The organism is Pseudoalteromonas aquimarina, from assembly GCF_049257255.1.
Taxonomy (GTDB): Bacteria; Pseudomonadota; Gammaproteobacteria; order Enterobacterales; family Alteromonadaceae; genus Pseudoalteromonas.
Genome location: NZ_JBMMUG010000001.1, coordinates 122,188 through 142,175, shown reverse-complemented (window position 1 = coordinate 142,175; position 19,988 = coordinate 122,188). Strand labels below are relative to the sequence as shown.

The 19,988-nt window shown below is 40.5% G+C and carries 16 protein-coding genes and 5 tRNA genes; 9 read left to right on the top strand and 12 right to left on the bottom strand.

The window, feature by feature from the left end; genetic code table 11:
- Window positions 1–45: 45 nt before the first annotated feature.
- From pspF to AAEU29_RS00600, 6 genes are read left to right on the top strand one after another with little or no spacing between them, the layout of a single operon-like run.
- Window positions 46–1,125: a phage shock protein operon transcriptional activator gene (pspF, locus tag AAEU29_RS00625; RefSeq protein WP_421971631.1), complete on the top strand. Its 1,080-nt coding sequence runs from the start codon at window positions 46–48 to the stop codon at window positions 1,123–1,125.
- Window positions 1,103–2,788 (top strand): ABC transporter substrate-binding protein, encoded by a 1,686-nt coding sequence (locus tag AAEU29_RS00620; RefSeq protein ID WP_421971630.1) that lies wholly within the window; start codon window positions 1,103–1,105, stop codon window positions 2,786–2,788. The genes pspF and AAEU29_RS00620 overlap by 23 nt, the downstream gene beginning before the upstream one ends.
- On the top strand, window positions 2,788–3,822 hold the full coding sequence (locus tag AAEU29_RS00615; protein ID WP_421971629.1) for an ABC transporter permease: 1,035 nt from the start codon (window positions 2,788–2,790) through the stop codon (window positions 3,820–3,822). The genes AAEU29_RS00620 and AAEU29_RS00615 overlap by 1 nt, the downstream gene beginning before the upstream one ends.
- Window positions 3,809–4,702 (top strand): ABC transporter permease subunit, encoded by an 894-nt coding sequence (locus AAEU29_RS00610; protein WP_274763402.1) that lies wholly within the window; start codon window positions 3,809–3,811, stop codon window positions 4,700–4,702. The genes AAEU29_RS00615 and AAEU29_RS00610 overlap by 14 nt, the downstream gene beginning before the upstream one ends.
- Window positions 4,702–5,700 carry a peptide ABC transporter ATP-binding protein gene (locus tag AAEU29_RS00605; protein WP_421971628.1) on the top strand — a complete coding sequence of 333 codons (999 nt, stop codon included), beginning with the start codon at window positions 4,702–4,704 and terminating at the stop codon, window positions 5,698–5,700. Before AAEU29_RS00610 ends, AAEU29_RS00605 begins: the two co-directional genes overlap by 1 nt.
- Window positions 5,700–6,461, top strand: a complete 762-nt coding sequence (locus tag AAEU29_RS00600; RefSeq protein ID WP_421971627.1) for an ATP-binding cassette domain-containing protein — start codon at window positions 5,700–5,702, stop codon at window positions 6,459–6,461. The genes AAEU29_RS00605 and AAEU29_RS00600 overlap by 1 nt, the downstream gene beginning before the upstream one ends.
- Before the next feature lie 82 nt (window positions 6,462–6,543).
- On the opposite strand, the gene AAEU29_RS00595 is transcribed toward AAEU29_RS00600, so the two are convergent.
- From AAEU29_RS00595 to AAEU29_RS00545, 11 genes are all read right to left on the bottom strand, one after another.
- Window positions 6,544–8,454: a SurA N-terminal domain-containing protein gene (locus AAEU29_RS00595; protein WP_421971626.1), complete on the bottom strand. Its 1,911-nt coding sequence runs from the start codon at window positions 8,452–8,454 to the stop codon at window positions 6,544–6,546.
- A 233-nt stretch (window positions 8,455–8,687) separates the two neighbouring features.
- Window positions 8,688–8,960 (bottom strand): nucleoid-associated protein HU-beta, encoded by a 273-nt coding sequence (gene hupB, locus AAEU29_RS00590; protein ID WP_274763406.1) that lies wholly within the window; start codon window positions 8,958–8,960, stop codon window positions 8,688–8,690.
- Window positions 8,961–9,166: 206 nt separating this feature from the next.
- Window positions 9,167–11,524: an endopeptidase La gene (gene lon / locus AAEU29_RS00585; protein WP_421971625.1), complete on the bottom strand. Its 2,358-nt coding sequence runs from the start codon at window positions 11,522–11,524 to the stop codon at window positions 9,167–9,169.
- Between the two features lie 173 nt (window positions 11,525–11,697).
- Window positions 11,698–12,981 carry an ATP-dependent protease ATP-binding subunit ClpX gene (clpX, locus tag AAEU29_RS00580; protein WP_421971624.1) on the bottom strand — a complete coding sequence of 428 codons (1,284 nt, stop codon included), beginning with the start codon at window positions 12,979–12,981 and terminating at the stop codon, window positions 11,698–11,700.
- A gap of 113 nt (window positions 12,982–13,094) precedes the next feature.
- Window positions 13,095–13,706, bottom strand: a complete 612-nt coding sequence (clpP, locus tag AAEU29_RS00575) for an ATP-dependent Clp endopeptidase proteolytic subunit ClpP (RefSeq protein ID WP_274763409.1) — start codon at window positions 13,704–13,706, stop codon at window positions 13,095–13,097.
- Window positions 13,707–13,896: 190 nt separating this feature from the next.
- Window positions 13,897–15,201 carry a trigger factor gene (gene tig, locus AAEU29_RS00570; protein ID WP_421971623.1) on the bottom strand — a complete coding sequence of 435 codons (1,305 nt, stop codon included), beginning with the start codon at window positions 15,199–15,201 and terminating at the stop codon, window positions 13,897–13,899.
- 303 nt (window positions 15,202–15,504) lie between these two features.
- Window positions 15,505–15,581: transfer RNA gene (locus tag AAEU29_RS00565), tRNA-Pro, on the bottom strand.
- A 21-nt stretch (window positions 15,582–15,602) separates the two neighbouring features.
- Window positions 15,603–15,679: transfer RNA gene (locus AAEU29_RS00560), tRNA-Pro, on the bottom strand.
- 19 nt (window positions 15,680–15,698) lie between these two features.
- A tRNA-His gene (locus AAEU29_RS00555) sits at window positions 15,699–15,774 on the bottom strand.
- A 37-nt stretch (window positions 15,775–15,811) separates the two neighbouring features.
- Window positions 15,812–15,888 (bottom strand) — tRNA-Arg (locus AAEU29_RS00550).
- A 41-nt stretch (window positions 15,889–15,929) separates the two neighbouring features.
- A tRNA-Pro gene (locus AAEU29_RS00545) sits at window positions 15,930–16,006 on the bottom strand.
- Window positions 16,007–16,279: 273 nt separating this feature from the next.
- Here AAEU29_RS00545 and folD point away from each other — a divergent pair.
- Window positions 16,280–17,134 carry a bifunctional methylenetetrahydrofolate dehydrogenase/methenyltetrahydrofolate cyclohydrolase FolD gene (folD, locus tag AAEU29_RS00540; protein ID WP_421971622.1) on the top strand — a complete coding sequence of 285 codons (855 nt, stop codon included), beginning with the start codon at window positions 16,280–16,282 and terminating at the stop codon, window positions 17,132–17,134.
- Window positions 17,135–17,203: 69 nt separating this feature from the next.
- Here the strand turns inward: folD and cysS are convergent, their stop codons facing one another.
- Window positions 17,204–18,580, bottom strand: a complete 1,377-nt coding sequence (gene cysS, locus AAEU29_RS00535; protein ID WP_421971621.1) for a cysteine--tRNA ligase — start codon at window positions 18,578–18,580, stop codon at window positions 17,204–17,206.
- A 141-nt stretch (window positions 18,581–18,721) separates the two neighbouring features.
- On the opposite strand from cysS, the gene AAEU29_RS00530 reads away from it, so the two are divergent.
- Window positions 18,722–19,216: a peptidylprolyl isomerase gene (locus AAEU29_RS00530; RefSeq protein ID WP_274761430.1), complete on the top strand. Its 495-nt coding sequence runs from the start codon at window positions 18,722–18,724 to the stop codon at window positions 19,214–19,216.
- Between the two features lie 46 nt (window positions 19,217–19,262).
- Entirely contained in the window at window positions 19,263–19,985 is a 723-nt protein-coding gene (locus AAEU29_RS00525; protein WP_421971620.1) for a UDP-2,3-diacylglucosamine diphosphatase, read from the top strand.
- Window positions 19,986–19,988 lie beyond the last annotated feature (3 nt).

Below are 19,988 nucleotides of genomic sequence, written 5' to 3'. Positions count from 1 at the left end.
TAAAATACACTAGATGTTAGCAAATTTGACCAAGAGTTAGTAAAAATGAGTCGAACTAATCAACAGGACAATCTTTTAGGCCAGTCTAACAGCTTTTTAGAAGTATTAGAGCATGTTTCTCAGGTGGCACAATTAAATAAACCAGTACTGATTATTGGCGAGCGTGGTACAGGTAAAGAACTAATAGCAGCACGTTTACACTTTCTATCCAGTCGCTGGGATCAGAACTACGTAAAACTCAACTGTGCAGCACTGAATGAAAACTTGTTAGAAAGCGAACTATTTGGCCACGAGTCGGGCGCATTTACCGGCGCAAGCAAACGCCATGAAGGCCGTTTTGAACGCGCGGATGGTGGCACACTGTTTTTAGATGAATTAGCCAATACATCAGGGCTTATTCAAGAAAAGCTTTTACGCGTTATTGAATATGGCGAATTTGAACGTGTAGGTGGTAAGTCTACCGTTCGTGTTAACACACGCTTAGTGTGTGCAACCAATGAAGATTTACCCAGTCTTGCTGAACAAGGCGAGTTTCGCAGTGATTTACTCGACCGCTTAGCCTTTGATGTAATTACCCTACCACCGCTAAGGGAGCGCAAAGAAGACATTATGCTACTGGCAGAAAACTTTGCAATTAATATGGCACGGGATTTAGAGTGGGAATTATTCAGCGGGTTTACACGTAAAGCGCAAGAAACCTTATTGGAATATCATTGGCCGGGCAATATCCGTGAACTCAAAAATGCTGTGGAGCGCAGTGTTTATCGCGCAGCAAATCCGCACGTGCCGGTACATGATATTATTCTTGACCCCTTTGTTAGCCCATTTAGACCAAAACAAAAGGTCAAAACTAACGATAGAATTTCGACACCTTTAGTTGAGTCAAATGAAACACCCACTGAAGCTGTGAGTGAAAATATCGTCACTGCGAAATCTGAATTTAGCTTTCCATGTGATTTAAAAACACTCTCAAATCAGTACGAAATTGATTTAATTAATGACGCACTTAAATATTGCCAATATAATCAAAGAAAAACAGCTGACAGTTTAGGATTAACCTATCATCAGCTGCGGGGCTACTTAAAAAAATACAATCTATTAGATGCCAGTGCGCGAACGCTATAAAGCAGCAAAATTAACTTACAAGAAAAGAAGTAACTTGCTAAAAATAAAAGAGTTACTTCTAAGTAACAGCAAAAAGGTGTCGGCTATTATTGCTTGCACTTTTCTTGCTGCCTGTTCGTTTGAAGAACAAAAAAACATCAACGGTTTGGTTTATTGTTCCGAAGCAAATCCTGTTTCGTTTAATCCACAATTAACCACTACCGGTTCAACCATTGATATTATCTCACATCAACTCTATAACCGTTTACTCTCTATTGACCCTTCAAATGGTGAATTTATTCCTGAACTGGCGACCAGTTGGTCATTTGAAGATGATGGCAAAAAAGTCGTTTTCAATTTACGGGATGATGTCGATTTTCATCAAACGGATTACTTTATTCCTTCGCGAAAATTAAATGCCGATGATGTGGTTTTTACGTTTACCCGTTTATTTGATGTATATAACCCCTTTCATTTTGTTGGCGGTGGCAATTACCCTTATTTTCAAAGTATCGGTTTAGATCAATCATTTCGATCAGTCACCAAAACTGGTGAATACCAAGTTACTTTTGAACTTTTTAGTTCAGACAGCAGCTTTTTATCAAATATGGCTACTGACTTTGCCATTGTGCTTTCAAAAGAATACGCTGATAAATTAACAAAAAACGAGTCGTTAGAAGATATTGATCGCTTGCCTGTTGGCACCGGCCCCTATAAATATAAACGTTTTAAACGCGATGCGTTTGTTCGCTTTTACCGTAATGAACATTACTGGCGCAGTGACGTCGCAATTGAACAGTTGGTATTTGATATCACCTCAGACTCCAACACGCGAATTGCAAAAGCACTTACAGGCGAATGTGATATTGCGGCGCACCCGAGCAGTGCACATATTGAAGTATTAAATAATCGCGCAGATATTGATGTTGAAAAACTGGCCAACTTAAATGTTGGCTATCTGGCATTTAATACGCAAAAACCGCCATTTGATAAAGTTGAAGTTCGCCGTGCTATTTCTCACGCCATCGACAAACAAAAAATACTGCAAGCGGTTTATTTTAATAATGCAGATCTTGCCCAGTCGATTTTACCTCCAGAATCTTGGGCTTATCAGGCACAACCGAATTACCCTAGTTACAACCTAGATTTAGCTAAATCGTTACTTGAAACTGCAGGCTATAAAGACGGTTTTACTATGGACTTATGGGCCATGCCAGTGAGCCGTATTTACAACCCAAATGCACGAAAAATGGCAGAGCTTATTCAAAGTGAATTAAAACAAATTGGCATTAAGGTAAATATTGTTGAATATGAGTGGAATACGTTTTTAGAGCGCTTAACGCTTCATCAACATGACTCTGTATTAATTGGTTGGGCGGCGGATTCGCCTGAGCCCGATAATTTTCTAAACCCAATTCTTAGTTGTGCTTCTGTATTTAGTGGTAAAAACCCGTCAAATTGGTGTAATGCCGAATTTGATTTACTGCTAACCAAAGCACATGACACAAATGATATTGATGCGCGTAAAGAAGTGTATTTCGCTGCCCAACAAATGGTTGCTCAAGAGCTTCCTTTACTACCCATTGCCCATGGGCTGCGTTTACAAGCAAAATCAACCCATATTAAAGGGGTTGAAGTTCCGCCGTTTGGTGGTATTTCACTAGCCAACGCGAGGAAAGACTGATGTTACGTGATTACCTTGCAAGACGCTTGACGCTATTCTTTTTTATGCTGTTGTTACTTAGTGCGTTTACCTTTTCGTTAGCGTATTTGTTCCCAGGTGAAGCAGTTTCGAATTTAAGCGGTGTGCAATCGCCAAATTCGTTCGAACGCGATGCGTTAGAGCAAAAGTACGCACTCGATAAGAGTTATTTTTCTCAATATATTAAGTTTATAACACATATTTTCCATGGTGATTGGGGCACTTCTTTTTCGTCGGGACAACCTGTATTTGAGCATATAAAAGAGCTGTTTCCCGCGACCATTGAACTGGCTTTTTATGCCTTAATTGTGTCAATCATTATTGGTGTTCCAGCAGGAATTTTATCTGCTGCATACCATAAAAAATTGCCTGATCACACTGTTAACTCATTTGCGCTAATTGGGATATCTACGCCTATTTTCTGGTTAGCGTTAGTACTAATTATGGTTTTTTGTTTACACCTTGGTTGGCTTCCGATGAGTGGGCGTATAGGTTTGCTATATGAAATCCCAGACACCACAGGTTTTATCTTAATTGATATTTTGTTAAGTGATATAGATTACAAACAACAAGCTCTTTTAGATGCATTTCAACATTTAACGCTACCAACTCTTGTGCTGGCAACTTATCCCACAAGCGTTCTAACACGCTTTACTAAAGATTCAACGCTTACAGTACTTGATAAGCCTTATATCAAAACAGCCCGCGCCAAGGGATTAACCCGCTATGAAATTATCACTCGTCATGCGCTAAAAAACGCTTTATTACCAATTATTAAACAGATTGGTTTGCAATTTAGTACACTGATTACATTGGCAATGATTACTGAAGTTATTTTTTCTTGGCCAGGTGTTGGTCAATGGCTAATTAACAGTATTTACCAACGTGATTACCCTGCGATTTCAGGCGGCTTATTAACCGTTTCATTGTTTGTGATTATTGCCAATATAGCAGCCGATATTCTGCATAATTTATTAGATCCTGTTTCGAGAAACCAAAGCCATGGCCAAGTTTAAGTTATTTACAGAAGACTCAAACAAGTCGCCATTACGTCATTTATGGCGTAACTTTAAGTCAAATCACCTTGCTTTGTTGGGTTTGTGGATCTTTTTATTCTTAACGGTGCTGGCCATACTTGCCCCATTAATTGCGCCTTATGGTATTAACGAACAACATAACAATTCGTTAATTTTACCCCCCTCTTGGGACGACCAAGGCAGTGTTAACTTCTTACTTGGTACGGATGGCTTAGGGCGTGACTTGCTATCACGTTTAATGAATGGTGCCACCACCACGTTTGGTTTAGCTATTGTTACAGCCCTTCTCACCACACTCTTTGGCGTAATTTTAGGTATTATGGCAGCACTGAGTAAAGGCTGGCGCTCTTCTGTATTAAATCATTTACTTGATGTGACGCTCGCTATTCCGAGTCTATTACTTGCCATTATTATCGTAGCAATTTTAGGCCCAGGCTTAATGAATACAGTGTGGGCGATTATTTTGTCACTGCTGCCACAATATATTCACTCCATTCGAAATATTGTAAGCCAAGAAATGAGTAAAGATTATGTAATTGCTCACCGCCTAGATGGTGCAAGTAAATGGCGTATTTTAGGTAAAGGCATTTTGCCGAATATTTATGAGCAAATAGTGCTGATCTTTACAATGTCACTTTCTACCGCAATTTTGGATATTGCAGCACTTGGCTTTTTGCAATTAGGTGCGCAGCCTCCTACTGCCGAATGGGGTGCAATTTTGGCGGAGAACCTAAGCCTAATTTACCTGGCACCTTGGACTGTTGCCCTTCCCGGTTTTTTACTCTTTATCACAATTCTATCGACTAATCTTGTTGGTGATGGTTTACGCCAAGCCCTACAAAAAAGAAAGGCCAGCTAATGCAATTACTCGATATTCGCAATTTAACCATTGAACTAGATACCGGTGATACCGTGATCCGCGCGGTTGACCGAGTCAGTATCAGTTTAAAAGAAGGCGAAGTGCATGCACTGGTGGGTGAGTCTGGTTCTGGTAAGAGTCTAATAGCAAAAGCATTAATGGGTGTGTTAAATGCGCGCTGGCGCATAACTGCCGATAGAATGCACTGGCGTGGTATCGACTTAATGCGTTTAAGTAATGAAAAACGTCGCCAGTTAATTGGTAATGAAATTGCCATGATTTACCAAGAACCCAGTAGCTGCCTTGACCCGACAGCCAAAGTGTATAATCAGCTGATTGAGTGTATTCCACGTAATAATTTAAAAGGTAACTTTTTACAAAAACGAAAAGCTCTGAAAAAAAGGGCAATGGCACTGCTTCATAAAGTAGGTATTAAAGAACACGCCCATGTATTTGATAGCTACCCCCATGAATTGTCAGAGGGGATCTGTCAAAAGGTGATGATTGCAATGGCAATTGCTCGCTCACCTAAGCTGTTAATTGCCGATGAGCCAACAACCGCACTCGAAAGTACAACCCGTGCCCAAATATTCCGCTTACTCCGCAGTTTAAATCAACTTAAAAGCATGTCGATTTTGATGATCAGCCATGAATTAGCAGAACTCAGTGATTGGACACATGGCTTGCATGTTTTGTACTGTGGACAGATGGTTGAAGCTGGCCGTACACAAACGCTTTTTACTAAACCAAAGCATCCCTATACTCAAGCATTATTAAAAAGCTTACCTGAATATAACCAGAGCCTTGCCCATAAAGCGCCGCTTTATGCCCTAAAAGGCACAATTCCTACACTACAGCATTTACCTATAGGCTGTCGTTTAGGCCCCCGCTGTCCGCAAGCGCAGCGTGAGTGTGTTATGACGCCACGTTTGACTGATAGCCATGGACATACCTACGCGTGCCATTTCCCATTAAATATCAATAAGGAAAAATGCTAATGGAGCCGATCTTAAAAGTTCAAGCCCTGCATAAGCATTTTAACGTGCGTGCGGGACTTTTCCGAAGCAAACAGTTTAATGCTGTATCAGATGTCTCTTTTTGCCTTGGTAAAGGTGAAACGTTGGCTGTTATTGGGGAAACTGGTTCAGGTAAAAGCACGTTAGGAAAAATACTTGCTGGGGCAGATAATTCTAGCTCCGGTCAAATTTTGCTGAATGGGCAAATCATTGAAGATGATGGTGGACGTGTGGAAAACACCAAAGATATTCGCCTAATTTTCCAAGATCCGATGAAAAGCCTAAACCCCAGCACGCCAATTGGCAGTATTCTAAATGAAATTTTAGTTTTGAATACAAATCTTGATAGCCAAGCCCGTCGCGAGAAAATTAACCAAACCCTGTTAAATGTTGGTTTGCTTGCTGAACACCGTAACTATTACGCGCATATGTTCTCAGGCGGTCAAATCCAGCGTGTAGCGCTTGCTCGTGCGATTATTTTAGATCCTAAGGTGCTGGTGTTAGATGAAGCGTTATCTTCGCTAGATCCATCGGTACGCGCCCAAACGGTTAATCTATTATTGCGCCTTCAACGCGAAACTGGATTGAGCTATGTATTAATTACCAACCATCTAAGCTTGGTAAAACATATGAGTGATAGTTTACTGCTTCTTCATAAAGGTGAAGTTGTTGAATATGGTGAAACGCACGAGGTATTTAATAGCCCTCAAACCAAACTTGCAGAGCGTATGCTCGCCTGCTAACTATTCAGAGATTACGCTTAATTAAATTAATCTAGTAGAAACAAAAAAAGCGCCAAATTGGCGCTTTTTTACTAGCTAAACTTTATAAGTTTGGCTCTTGTGCAGCAACTGACGCTGTTTTTACATCAGCACTATCTTGTAGCGCTTTAATAAAGCCTTCATAGTGTTTATTTACTTGCTGACGAGCAATACCGTCACGCATTTGTTCACTAATTTCAGCTGCTGGAGCATCGTATACTTTATTTAGTACCACTAAGCTAACATCACCATTGCCTAATGTTACTAGTTCAGAGCTTTGCACTTCAGCACTTGGAGTTGGCATTTTGAATACCGCTTGAACAACTTCGTATGAAGGAGCAAACGATTGACGCTTCACGCCTGCAGTCGCTACTACTTCTGCATTTGCCTTCGCAGCAATATCACTCAATGCTGTACCTGCTTGTAAACTTGCATAAAGCTCTTGTGCTTTCTCTTTCGCAAGCTCGCTCGCTTTTTGGTTTTCAAGCGTAAGTTGAATACCTGCTGATACTTCTTCAAGTGGTTTAACTGCAGCAGCTTTATGTTCTTTTGCACGGATAAACACAATATGCTCATCAGCAACTTCAATTAGCTCAGAGTTAACGCCGTCTTCTAAAATCTCAACAGAAAATGCCGTGTTTAACACCTTAGGGTTATTCAAAGGTGCAGGCGCATTGTTACGCGAGAAAAGACCCGTTGATTTTACTTCAACACCGGCAGCTTCAGCTGCATCTGTTAAGCTATCTGCCACTTCAAATGCAAGATCAGCAACACGTGTTTGCACTTCATAGAAATGGTTTAAACGCTTATCAAGCTCTAATTGTGCTTTAATTTCAGCAGAAACATCCGCAAGCTGTTTTACTTGCTCTGGTTCATAATCAGTTAGCTTGATGATGTGATAACCGAATTCAGATTTAACCACTTCTGATAAATCGCCCACATTCTCAAGTGCAAATGCGGCTGCTTCAAACTCAGGGTCCATCATATCGCGGTCAATCCACTCAAGATCACCACCGATTTCAGCACTTACTAAATCGTCTGACTTCTCTTTTGCAACTGCAGCGAAATCAGCACCATTTTGTAATTCAGCAAGAATTTCTTCTGCTTTAGCTTGCGCTGCTGCATCGTCTTCTAAGTTCTCAACAAGAATATGCGCTACACGGCGACGCTCAGGTTCCATGTAAAGTGCTTTATTCTCTTCATAATTTGCTGCGATTTCAGCATCAGTTACGGCTTCTTCAAGCGGTAGTTCTGTGCCTTTTAGCTCAATGTAATCCAGCGCCACCATTTCAGGTGCCATAAATTGGTTTTGATTAAGCTGGTAATACTCTTTAATTTCATCTTCAGAAACCGTAACTTCTGATTTGAAATTTGCCGCACTCAAAGTTACAGACTCAATATCACGTAATTGATTTTGTAATTTAACCGTTGCTGCTAATTCGTTTTCTAAAGTGAAATCTGTCGCAATTAATGCAGACGCTAGCTGGTTAAGTGTCATTTCTTTGCGAAGGTAATCACGGAAACCATCTGGCTGATAGTTCATCTGACGGATTACTTGCAGGTAGCGGTCGTTATTAAACTCACCAGCAACCTGAAATGCAGGAATGTTACGAATTTCTTTTTTGATTGCTTCATCGCTAACACGTAATCCAAGCTCTTGCGCAAGTTGCATTTGTAATTCTTGTTGTACTAAGCGCTGGATAACATTTTCACGCATACGTGCTGTGTATGCTGGGTCTGAGGCGATTTGTGAAAAATATTCACCAAATTGCTGTTCTAGACGGCTGCGTTCGTTCTCATAAGCACGAGCGAAGCTCATCTGGCTAATTTCCTTGCCATTGACAGTTGCAACAGGCGTTTCCGTAGGTTGACCTAAATAACTACCAATACCGGCAAGAGCAAATGATAAAATCACCAAGGTTAAAATGACTTTTGCCGTTGCACCTTGTGAACCTTCTCTGATTCTCTCTAGCATTGTTTTTTCTCTTATTTCTGTTTCAGTTAGTACTGAAATGACTGCATCACTGCCGAGTTTATTAGTGACTACATTCGTTAAACGTACATCTTTTGTACAACTAAGCGAACATAATTACAGGACGCTATATATGTAAAAAGCGCATCTTATCAGATGCGCCTTTTTACTTGAAGATTAAAATTGCTGTTTCAAAGGTTAATTTGAAAACGGCAAGTTTAGCCTTCTACAGTCAATTAGTTTACTGCGTCTTTTAGAGCTTTACCCGCTTTAAAAGAAGGAATATTTGCAGCAGCAATCTCAATTGATTCACCAGTTTGTGGGTTACGGCCAGTACGTGCTGCACGCTCACGTACAGAGAAAGTGCCAAAACCTACTAATGCAACAGAATCACCGTCTTTTAGTGCACCTGTTACTGCTTCGATGAATGAATCTAACGCACGGCCAGCCGCTGCTTTAGAAATATCTGCATCTGTTGCGATTTGATCAACTAGTTGAGACTTGTTCACAATATCATCCCCTTCCATTGTTATTATTTAATCGTGGTTTATTACCACACAAAGGCTAAGTTAATGCACCAAAATAATGCGTTAAATTAACGATAAAAATTCGCGCTAATCACCGTCGTTAAAGGGCTAGCAAAAAATTACAGTGCCTAACTTAGCACAGAGATTTTATTTGAAAAGCCCTTTTCGATGGTTTTTGATGAATTTTTTTAATTTTTTGCCGTTTCGATTGAAAAACTAGCAATTGGCTCGGCTAAAGCGAGCTCTAACACCTCTTCAATCTGCTTCACAGGGTGAATTGATAGGCCTTCCATCACGTTTTCAGGAATTTCTTTTAAGTCACGCTCATTCTCTTTTGGAATAATTACGGTCTTAATGCCACCACGGTGTGCCGCTAACAGCTTTTCTTTTAAGCCACCAATTGGTAGCACTTCGCCACGCAGGGTGATTTCACCTGTCATCGCAACCTCTGAACGTACAGGATTACCTGTTAAGCTCGAAACTAAACCTGTTACCATTGCAATACCCGCACTTGGTCCATCTTTTGGCGTAGCGCCTTCTGGAACGTGTACGTGTATATCACGCTTTTCATAGAAATCTTCGTTAATGCGAAGCGCTTCAGCACGGCTACGTACAACTGTCATTGCCGCTTGAATTGACTCTTGCATCACATCACCCAGCGAGCCGGTATAATTTAATTTACCTTTACCCGCCATAGAAGCGCATTCAATTGTCAGTAAGTCACCGCCAACTTCTGTCCAAGCAAGACCAGTTACTTGGCCTACTTTATTACTACCTTCTGCTTTTCCGTAATCGTGGCGTTTAACACCTAAGTAGTCTTCAAGGTTGTCTTCGTTAATAACAACTTGTTTAAGTGACTTATCAAGAAGGATGTTTTTAACCGCTTTACGACACAGTTTAGAAATTTCACGCTCAAGACTACGCACACCTGCTTCACGGGTGTAGTAACGGATAATGCCGATAATAGCGCTATCTTCAATTGAAATTTCTTCGTCTTTTAAGCCATTACGTTTAATTTGTTTAGGGATTAAATGGCGAATTGCAATATTCAGCTTTTCGTCTTCGGTATAACCCGCTAAACGAATTACTTCCATACGGTCTAGTAATGGCCCTGGAATATTAAAGCTGTTTGATGTTGCCACAAACATAACGTCGCTTAAGTCGTAATCAACTTCTAAGTAGTGATCGTTAAAGCTGGTATTTTGTTCAGGGTCTAGTACTTCAAGTAGTGCTGATGCTGGGTCACCACGCATATCTGATGACATTTTATCGATTTCATCAAGCAAGAATAACGGGTTTTTAACGCCCACCTTAGACATGTTCTGAACAATTTTACCCGGCATAGAGCCAATGTAAGTACGACGGTGACCGCGAATTTCCGCTTCATCACGCACACCACCGAGCGCCATACGTACATACTTACGCCCCGTTGAACGCGCAATCGATTGGCCTAAAGAGGTTTTACCTACACCTGGAGGACCTACTAAACACAAAATTGGCCCTTTTAATTTATTGGTGCGATGCTGAACCGCTAGATACTCGATAATACGTTCTTTAACTTTGTCTAAACCATAGTGATCGGCATCTAAAATTTCCTGTGCTTTAGCCAGGTCTTTTTTCACCTTAGAACGTTTTTTCCAAGGTACGCCAATCATGGTATCAATATAGGTTCTTACCACCGTAGCTTCTGCCGACATTGGCGACATCATTTTAAGTTTATTAAGCTCAGACTTAGTTTTGTCTTCAGCTTCGGTTGGCATTGCCGCTTCTTCAATTTTTTTAGTCAAACCTTCAAATTCGTCAGGGACATCATCCATATCACCTAATTCTTTTTGAATCGCTTTCATTTGCTCGTTGAGGTAATACTCACGCTGACTCTTTTCCATTTGCTTTTTAACGCGAGAACGGATTTTCTTCTCAACTTGTAATACATCAATTTCACCTTCCATCAGTGCCATTAAGTATTCAAGACGTTCTTTCACATCAGCAAGCTCAAGTGCTTTTTGCTTTTCAGCAACTTTAAGCGGCATATGTGCAGCCATGGTGTCTGCTAAGCGCGCTGTTTCTTCAATACCAGAAACCGAACTGAGTACTTCAGGTGCTATCTTTTTATTCAGTTTGACGTAACCTTCAAACTGATTGATAGCACTTCGCATAAAGACGTCTTGCTCTGCTTCAGGAATTTCAGTGGATTGTAAAAACTCTGCGTTAGCTACAAAAAATTCTTCCGTAGATACAAATTCCTTCACTGCTGCGCGTTGCGTACCTTCAACTAGCACCTTTACAGTGCCATCAGGCAGCTTTAGAAGTTGTAAAATAGTGGCAACTGTACCCACTTCATAAATATCTGATGATTCTGGCTCATCGATATTCGAATCTTTTTGTGCGACAAGCAACACTTGCTTATCGTTGTCCATTGCGGCTTCAAGGCATTTTATTGACTTTTCACGGCCAACAAATAGCGGAATAACCATGTGCGGATACACCACAACATCACGAAGCGCGAGAACTGGAATTTCAATCGTATCGGTACGTTCAAGGGTCATACTTGTTCCTTGCGTAAAACTGGTAACTTAGGCTGCATTAAACTGTATTCAGTTTAGTCAGCGAATTATAAATTTTTAGATTAATTGTGAATATGGGGATCTCTTTTAAAGAGATCAATGCTTTTATAAAAAAAGGAGCCATTAGGCCCCTTTTTCGTTCAATAATCAGTCAATTATTCAGAAACTGCTTTGTCAGGCGTGGCATTTTCATAAATCAGAATAGGATCTGACTCACCTTTAATCACGGTTTCATCAATCACAACTTTTGATACCTCTTCCATTGATGGAAGTTCGTACATGGTATCTAGTAGCACACCTTCAACAATTGAACGAAGACCACGAGCACCCGTTTTGCGCTCCATTGCTTTATGAGCAATTGCTTTAAGCGCATCTTCGCGGAACTCTAATTCAACATTCTCCATTTCGAAGAGTGATGCATACTGTTTTGTCAGTGCATTTTTCGGTTCACTTAGAATTTGAATAAGCGCTGCTTCATCAAGCTCACCTAATGTAGCAACAACTGGCAGACGACCAATAAATTCTGGTATTAAACCATATTTTACTAAATCTTCTGGTTCAACATCTTGGAACGCTTCTGTTAGTGAACGTTTAGAATCACTTGATTTAACGTCTACACCAAAACCAATACCGGTATTTTTAGTACTGCGAGCTTCAATTACTTTATCAAGGCCTGCAAACGCACCACCACAAATAAAGAGGATCTTAGAGGTATCTACCTGTAAAAATTCTTGTTGTGGGTGCTTGCGACCACCTTGCGGCGGCACAGAAGCAACTGTACCTTCAATCAGTTTAAGCAAAGCTTGCTGAACACCTTCACCTGAAACATCACGTGTGATTGACGGGTTATCTGCTTTACGAGAAATCTTGTCAATTTCATCGATATACACAATACCACGCTGTGCTTTTTCAACGTCATAATCACATTTTTGCAGTAGTTTCTGAATAATGTTTTCAACATCTTCACCCACATAACCTGCTTCAGTTAATGTGGTTGCATCAGCCATCGTGAATGGCACGTCAAGTAGCTTCGCCATAGTTTCAGCAAGGAGTGTTTTACCACTACCTGTAGGACCGATAAGTAAGATATTACTCTTACCTAGTTCAACAGGGTTCTTGCCACCTAAATGACGTAGGCGTTTGTAGTGGTTATATACCGCTACCGACAACACTTTTTTCGCGTGTTCTTGACCAATAACATAGTCATCTAAATTACCGCGAATTTCTTTTGGTGTTGGTAAACTATCTTGGCTTGCTTGTGCTGGCGCAATATCTTTTATTTCTTCACGAATAATGTCATTACACAGTTCCACACATTCATCACAGATATAAACTGATGGCCCTGCGATAAGTTTACGAACTTCGTGCTGGCTTTTACCACAAAATGAACAGTACAATAATTTACCGCTCTTATCGCCGTCACTTCGATTTTCAGACATTAAGCTACCTCTTAATATTCTTCTCGACCTTTATGTTTTTAAAAACAAAAGGTAACTAATTTACAACGAGCTTCTTTACCAGTATGGCAAAGGATTTATAGCAGCGCTAAATATTAATCTCGTTGTGAAAGTATGCCGTCAACTAAACCATAGTCAACTGCTTGTTGAGCACTCATAAAGTTATCTCGATCAGTATCGTTTGCGACAACTTCAAGTGGCTGTCCTGTGTGCTCAGCCATTAATCTATTTAGTTTATCTTTAATTGATAAAATTTCTTTAGCATGAATTTCAAAATCAGAAGCCTGACCTTGGAAACCACCAAGTGGTTGGTGGATCATCACGCGTGAATTTGGTAAACAGAAACGCTTACCTTTTGTACCACCTGATAATAAGAATGCACCCATACTAGCCGCTTGACCAATACATACCGTACTGATATTTGGCTTGATAAAGTTCATTGTATCGTAAATTGCCATACCCGCCGTTACTGAACCACCCGGCGAGTTAATATAAATAAAAATGTCTTTTTCAGGATTTTCTGATTCTAAAAACAATAGCTGGGCAACAATTAAATTTGCCATATTGTCTTCAACTTGACCTGTTAAAAAGATAACACGTTCTTTTAATAATCGCGAGTAGATGTCGTAAGAGCGCTCACCTTTAGCTGTTTGCTCAACAACCATTGGTACTAATGCATTTAAAGGATCGAGTGGGTTATTTAACATTATTAATACTTTCCTTTTGTGCTAACAAAGTCCTAACCTAGTTTTGTTAACATATGACGCTGAAACAATGCGGAATTCACATTCCAACTGATTATCAGATTACCGGCAATAAAAATGGCCCGGTACAAACTGCAAATTTTGCAGAGATACACGAGCCATTTAATCGTTAGCTAACGTTTAAGTCAATGACTTATTGCGCAGCTTGTGGATTCATGATGTCATCAAAGCCTTTAGCTACTTCTGAAACAGTCGCTTTTGCAAGTACTGAATCAATTGCAGCTTCTTCAAGAGCTACGTTACGCATTTGTTGCATTAGTTGCTCGTTTGACTTGTAGTATTCAACAACTTCGTTTGGATCTTCGTATGCAGAAGCCATAGTTGCGATTAGCTCTTCAACTTTAGCGTCATCAGGCTTGATTTCGTTTGACTTGATTACTTCACCTAGAAGTAGACCAGTTTTAACACGAGTTGCCGCTTGATCTTGGAAAAGCTCAGCTGGAAGCTCAGGCATGTTTTGTGCGTTGCCGCCAAAACGCTGTGCAGCTTGCTGACGAAGTACATCGATTTCTTGAGCGATAAGTGCTTTAGGCGCATCAATTTCGTTCGTTTCAAGAAGACCTTTGATTACTTGATCTTTAACCTGTGCTTTAACAGCTTGGTCAAGTTCACGGCTCATGTTCTTCTTAACTTCTTCTTTAAGTGCGTCTAGGCCGCCTTCTGAAATACCGAAGTTAACAGCGAACTCGTCTGTTAGTTCTGGTAATTCTTGAACTTCTACTTTGTTTACTGTGATAGTGAACTGCGCTGGCTTACCTTTTAGGTTCTCTGCGTGGTACTCTTCAGGGAAAGTTACGTCAACAACAACTTCTTCGCCTGCTTTCTTACCTACGATACCATCTTCAAAACCTGGGATCATACGACCTTGACCAAGTTCTAATGGGAAGTTTTCAGCTTTACCGCCTTCAAACTCTTCACCGTCGATAGTACCAACAAAGTTAATTGTTACACGGTTATCAGCAGCTGCTGCTTCTTCAGTTTCAACCCAAGTAGCGTGTTGCTTACGAAGTGTAACTAGCATGTTTTCAAGATCAGCATCTGTTACTTCAACAACTGGCTTTTCAACAGCGATTTTTTCTAAATCTTTGATTTCAACTTCTGGGTAAACTTCAAACGTTGCAGAGAACTCTAAATCTTTACCTGCTTCAAGCGCTTTTGGCTCAAATGAAGGAGCACCTGCTGGGTTTAGTTTCTCAGCGATTACAGCGTCGATGTACTTACGTTGCATTAGATCACCAGCTACTTCTTGACGAACTGCTGCACCGTAACGCTTGTTGATGATAGACACAGGTACTTTACCTGGACGGAAACCATCTACACGCTGTGTTCTAGAAAGTTGTTGTAAGCGTTTTTTAACTTCAGTATCAATGTTCTCAGCAGGAACAGTGATCGTAATACGGCGCTCTAGGCCTTGAGTAGTCTCAACAGAAACTTGCATGTTTTACCTCAATCTTTTTAATTTGGCGTTTCTACGCCTTCCTTTACCCAGTGAGAGTTTATTAATATTTTTGCTAAACCCTGTGCCCACTGTGGAATAAACCTAATACCAATCTGATAATCAAACCCTAAAATTTGCTTACCAGATTGGTATGAAGCGTTTCAAGTTAAACTTTAGACGCGGCATTATAACGCAATAATTGAGATAGTCGAGTATCCTAACGAAATTAATAAAAATGGTTAGATATAGCAGTATTTTTAAGGAAATTAGAGTGTAAATTTAGAAATTTTTGAGAGAGTAAAGTGGTCGGCGTTGCAGGATTTGAACCTGCGACCCCTTGGACCCAAACCAAGTGCGCTACCAAGCTGCGCTAAACGCCGACAAAAGATGTGTTACTGTAATGGTCGGCGTTGCAGGATTTGAACCTGCGACCCCTTGGACCCAAACCAAGTGCGCTACCAAGCTGCGCTAAACGCCGATACAGTAATAAAGTAAGATGGGGCGACTGACGAGACTTGAACTCGCGACAACCGGAATCACAATCCAGGGCTCTACCAACTGAGCTACAGCCGCCACTACTTTATGCAGTGTGTTGTTATATTTTTATAAATGGCGCACCCGGAAGGATTCGAACCTTCGACCGACGGCTTAGAAGGCCGTTGCTCTATCCGGCTGAGCTACGGGCGCATTTCGAACCACACCTATAGTGCAGAAACCCTTTATAAAAATGGTCGGCGTTGCAGGATTTGAACCTGCGACCCCTTGGACCCAAACCAAGTGCGCTACCAAGCTGCGCTAAACGCCGACTGCTTTTGAACATTCATGTGAGTGCTCGTAAACAACGGGGTGCATAATAGTGATTTGACCTAGTCCCGTCAAACCTTTTTTTTGAAAAAAGTGTTTAAGTGGTTAATTTTAGCACTAAGTGTTCAGTTTTTGTTATACCCCCTATTGTAACGAATAAAAGATAAACAAATTTATCGGACATTTGTCCGCTTTGCACTGTTGGCTATTGGGTAAATTCATGAGAAAATGCGCCCCACTCCACACTTTAGTATCTTATATGTAGGTTTTTTTAATGTCAGCAAACATCATTGACGGCAAAGCAATTGCAAAACAAGTTAGAACATCTGTTGCACAGCGCGTAGCAGAACGTAAAGAACAAGGTCAACGCGCACCCGGTCTTGCGGTTGTATTAGTAGGACAAGATCCTGCCAGCCAAGTTTATGTTGGCTCAAAACGTAAAGCATGTGAAGAAGTGGGTTTTGTTTCTAAATCTTTTGATTTACCTGGTGATGCAACACAACAACAATTGCTGGATTTAGTTGAGCAGTTAAATAATGACCCAGAAGTAGATGGTATCTTAGTACAGCTTCCATTACCGGAAGGTCTAGATGCTGAACAAATTCTTGAAAGAATTACACCACATAAAGATGTTGATGGTTTTCACCCATATAATGTAGGCCGCTTAGCACAGCGTATGCCTGCACTTCGTCCGTGTACACCAAAAGGCATTATCACATTACTTGATTCTACAGGCGTTAAGTACAAAGGTATGGATGCTGTTGTTGTTGGTGCATCAAACATTGTTGGTCGTCCAATGGCATTGGAGCTATTACTTGCTGGTTGTACAACAACGGTATGTCATAAGTTTACTAAAAACCTTGAAGAACATGTACGCCGCGCTGATTTAGTTGTTGTTGCTGTGGGTAAAGCAGAGTTTATTCCTGGTGAGTGGATTAAAAAAGGTGCGATTGTTATTGATGTAGGTATTAACCGCTTAGAATCAGGTCAATTAGTGGGTGATGTGGCATATGATGTAGCTGCACAAAACGCCAGCTTTATCACCCCAGTACCAGGTGGTGTTGGTCCTATGACAGTTGCAAGCTTAATTGCGAACACACTTGAAGCGTGTGAAACATATCACAGCTAGAGTTTAGATTTAAATCTAGCCGAAATAAAAAAGGTTGCCGTGGCAACCTTTTTTATTGTTTAAGCTTAATTAAGCTTTACGCCAAGTTGTTTTACCTGCGCTATCTTCAAGCACAACGCCCATAGCGGTTAGCTTATCACGGGCTTCGTCGGCAAGTGCCCAGTTTTTGTCTGCACGGGCTTGATTACGCTGTAAAATCAAGGCTTCAATTTCTATCACTTCATTATCATCCTGCTCACCTTGTAAAAAGCTCTCAGGATCTTGCTGTGCAATACCTAATATTTCACCCAGCGTTTTTAGAATAAATGCAAGTTGACCAGCTTGGTTTGCATCTTCATCTTTTAAGCGGTTAATTTCTTTTGCAAGTTCGAAAATTACCGGTAGTGCTTCAGGCGTATTGAAATCATCATTCATCGCTGCGTTAAAACGCGCCACATAATCATTTTCAAGTGACGTTTCAACTAACTCAACACCGCGAAGTGCTGTGTAAATACGTTCCATTGCTGCACGCGCTTGTTCTAAATTTTCCGTTGAGTAATTCAGCTGGCTACGATAATGACCATTAATCAAGAAAAAGCGTACCGACTCACGATCATACTCTTTTAATACATCACGCAGCGTAAAGAAGTTGCCTAACGACTTAGACATTTTTTCTTTATTTACTTGCACCATGCCAGTGTGGATCCAAGTATTTACATACTTTTCACCGGTTGCGCAGCATGACTGTGCAATTTCATTTTCGTGGTGAGGGAATTGTAAATCTGAGCCACCACCATGAATATCAAAATGCGCACCTAAATGCTTGTTACTCATTGCCGAACACTCAATATGCCAACCAGGGCGTCCTTCACCCCACGGGCTTGACCATGATGGCTCGTCTACTTTGGCTTTTTTCCAAAGTACAAAATCAAGCGGATCATCTTTGTCTTGAGCAACTTCAACGCGCGCACCCGCTTGAAGCATATCTAAGTCTTGTTGCGATAATGCACCGTACTGTTCAAAGGTTGATACATCAAAGAGTACATCACCATTGTTTGCTACATAGGCATGCTTTTTCTCAATCAAACGTTCAATCATCGCAATGATTTCATCCATATGACCGGTTACAGTAGGCTCAATATCTGCAGGTAGCATATTCAGCGCATCAAAATCTTCATGCATTGCTTTAGTCATGCGCACCGTAAGCGCATCAATTGCTTCGCCATTTTCATTTGCACGCTTGATGATTTTATCATCTACGTCTGTGATATTTCGTACATAAGTTACATCAAAACCAGCATGACGAAGAAAGCGATTCATCACATCAAACGACACATAAGTGCGTGCATGACCCACATGACAGTAATCATAAATGGTGATACCACACACATACATGCCTACTTTGCCAGCTACTAGTGGTTTAAAGGCTTCTTTTTGTCGTGTAAGTGTGTTGTAAATCTGCAACATTTATAATTTCCTCTATGTTTGCGCATACTAAAGCGGCATTTTAACATGGTTGTGGTTAACGGATAAATCTTTCTTTGTTCTATTACCAGATATTTTATAAAATAGCCTGACACTTATTAAAAACTAACAGTTGGAATAAACATGGTTACTATTAAAACCAATTTTGGCGACATCAAAATCGCTTTAAATGCAGAAAAAGCTCCGAAAACAGTAGAAAACTTTATTAACTACGTAAAATCGGGTTTTTATGACGGTACTATCTTCCACCGTGTTATCGACGGTTTTATGGTGCAAGGCGGTGGCTTCACTGCGGATATGGAACAAAAAGACGTGCAAGCACCAATTGAAAACGAAGCAAATAACGGCCTACAAAACAAAGTAGGTACGATTGCAATGGCACGTACGCCAGATCCACACTCAGCTACAGCACAGTTTTTCATTAACGTGAACAACAACGACTTCTTAAACTTCACTAGTGAAACATCACAAGGTTGGGGCTACTGTGTATTCGGTGAAGTAGTTGAAGGTATGGATATTGTTGAGAAAATCAAAGCTGTACCAACAGGTAGCTATGGTTTCCACCAAGACGTGCCGCTTGATTCTGTTGTGATTGAAAGCGCAACTATCGACGCTTAATTAGCATCTTTTGCCCTGCGTTTCGCGGGGCAATTTCTGGCCTACTATGAATAAAACCTATTTTATTGCAGATCTTCATTTAAGCGACGACACTTCCTTGATTAATCAAGGTTTCTTTTCCTTTCTTAATAAATTACAGCAAAACGCCAAATCGGTAGACGCGCTATATATTCTTGGGGATTTTTTTGAAGCCTGGATTGGTGATGACAACCATACAGCACTCAATCAAAAAGTCGCCCATGAATTAAATAAATTAAGCCAATCAGGCATAAAACTTTTTTTTACCCATGGTAATCGCGATTTTTTAATTAAAAAGCACTACGCCAAAGCATGCGATATGACATTGCTGCCGGAACAAACGGTCATTAATTTATACGGCACACCGACACTAATTTGTCATGGTGATGAGCTTTGCACTGATGATATTGAATACCAAAAATTTCGTAAAAAAAGCCGTTCATGGTGGTGGCAAACTTTAATGCTTAATTTACCGCTCAGTTTTCGCCAAAAGAAAGCAGCTAAAATTCGTGCCCACAGTAAACAATCAAAAAAAATGAAGTCGCAAGCCATTATGGATGTGAACGAACAAACTGTGTCAGAATATTTTACTAAATTTAATGTTAGTCAGATGATCCACGGTCACACTCACCGCCCTAATGTGCATAACTACAACAATAAAACACGTTATGTACTTGGCGATTGGTATACCGATTTATGGTATATCGAGGCATCACAACAAGGCATAAAACTGATTAGTGAGCCTTTATAAACT

Excerpts from the sequence above, each read along its gene's own strand:
- pspF (WP_421971631.1), top strand. The coding sequence starts at position 46 with ATGAGTCGAACTAATCAACAGGACAATCTTTTAGGCCAGTCTAACAGC.
- AAEU29_RS00620 (WP_421971630.1), top strand. The coding sequence starts at position 1,103 with ATGCCAGTGCGCGAACGCTATAAAGCAGCAAAATTAACTTACAAGAAA.
- AAEU29_RS00615 (WP_421971629.1), top strand. The coding sequence starts at position 2,788 with ATGTTACGTGATTACCTTGCAAGACGCTTGACGCTATTCTTTTTTATG.
- AAEU29_RS00610 (WP_274763402.1), top strand. The coding sequence starts at position 3,809 with ATGGCCAAGTTTAAGTTATTTACAGAAGACTCAAACAAGTCGCCATTA.
- AAEU29_RS00605 (WP_421971628.1), top strand. The coding sequence starts at position 4,702 with ATGCAATTACTCGATATTCGCAATTTAACCATTGAACTAGATACCGGT.
- AAEU29_RS00600 (WP_421971627.1), top strand. The coding sequence starts at position 5,700 with ATGGAGCCGATCTTAAAAGTTCAAGCCCTGCATAAGCATTTTAACGTG.
- AAEU29_RS00595 (WP_421971626.1), bottom strand. The coding sequence starts at position 8,454 with ATGCTAGAGAGAATCAGAGAAGGTTCACAAGGTGCAACGGCAAAAGTC.
- lon (WP_421971625.1), bottom strand. The coding sequence starts at position 11,524 with ATGACCCTTGAACGTACCGATACGATTGAAATTCCAGTTCTCGCGCTT.
- clpX (WP_421971624.1), bottom strand. The coding sequence starts at position 12,981 with ATGTCTGAAAATCGAAGTGACGGCGATAAGAGCGGTAAATTATTGTAC.
- clpP (WP_274763409.1), bottom strand. The coding sequence starts at position 13,706 with ATGTTAAATAACCCACTCGATCCTTTAAATGCATTAGTACCAATGGTT.
- tig (WP_421971623.1), bottom strand. The coding sequence starts at position 15,201 with ATGCAAGTTTCTGTTGAGACTACTCAAGGCCTAGAGCGCCGTATTACG.
- folD (WP_421971622.1), top strand. The coding sequence starts at position 16,280 with ATGTCAGCAAACATCATTGACGGCAAAGCAATTGCAAAACAAGTTAGA.
- cysS (WP_421971621.1), bottom strand. The coding sequence starts at position 18,580 with ATGTTGCAGATTTACAACACACTTACACGACAAAAAGAAGCCTTTAAA.
- AAEU29_RS00530 (WP_274761430.1), top strand. The coding sequence starts at position 18,722 with ATGGTTACTATTAAAACCAATTTTGGCGACATCAAAATCGCTTTAAAT.
- AAEU29_RS00525 (WP_421971620.1), top strand. The coding sequence starts at position 19,263 with ATGAATAAAACCTATTTTATTGCAGATCTTCATTTAAGCGACGACACT.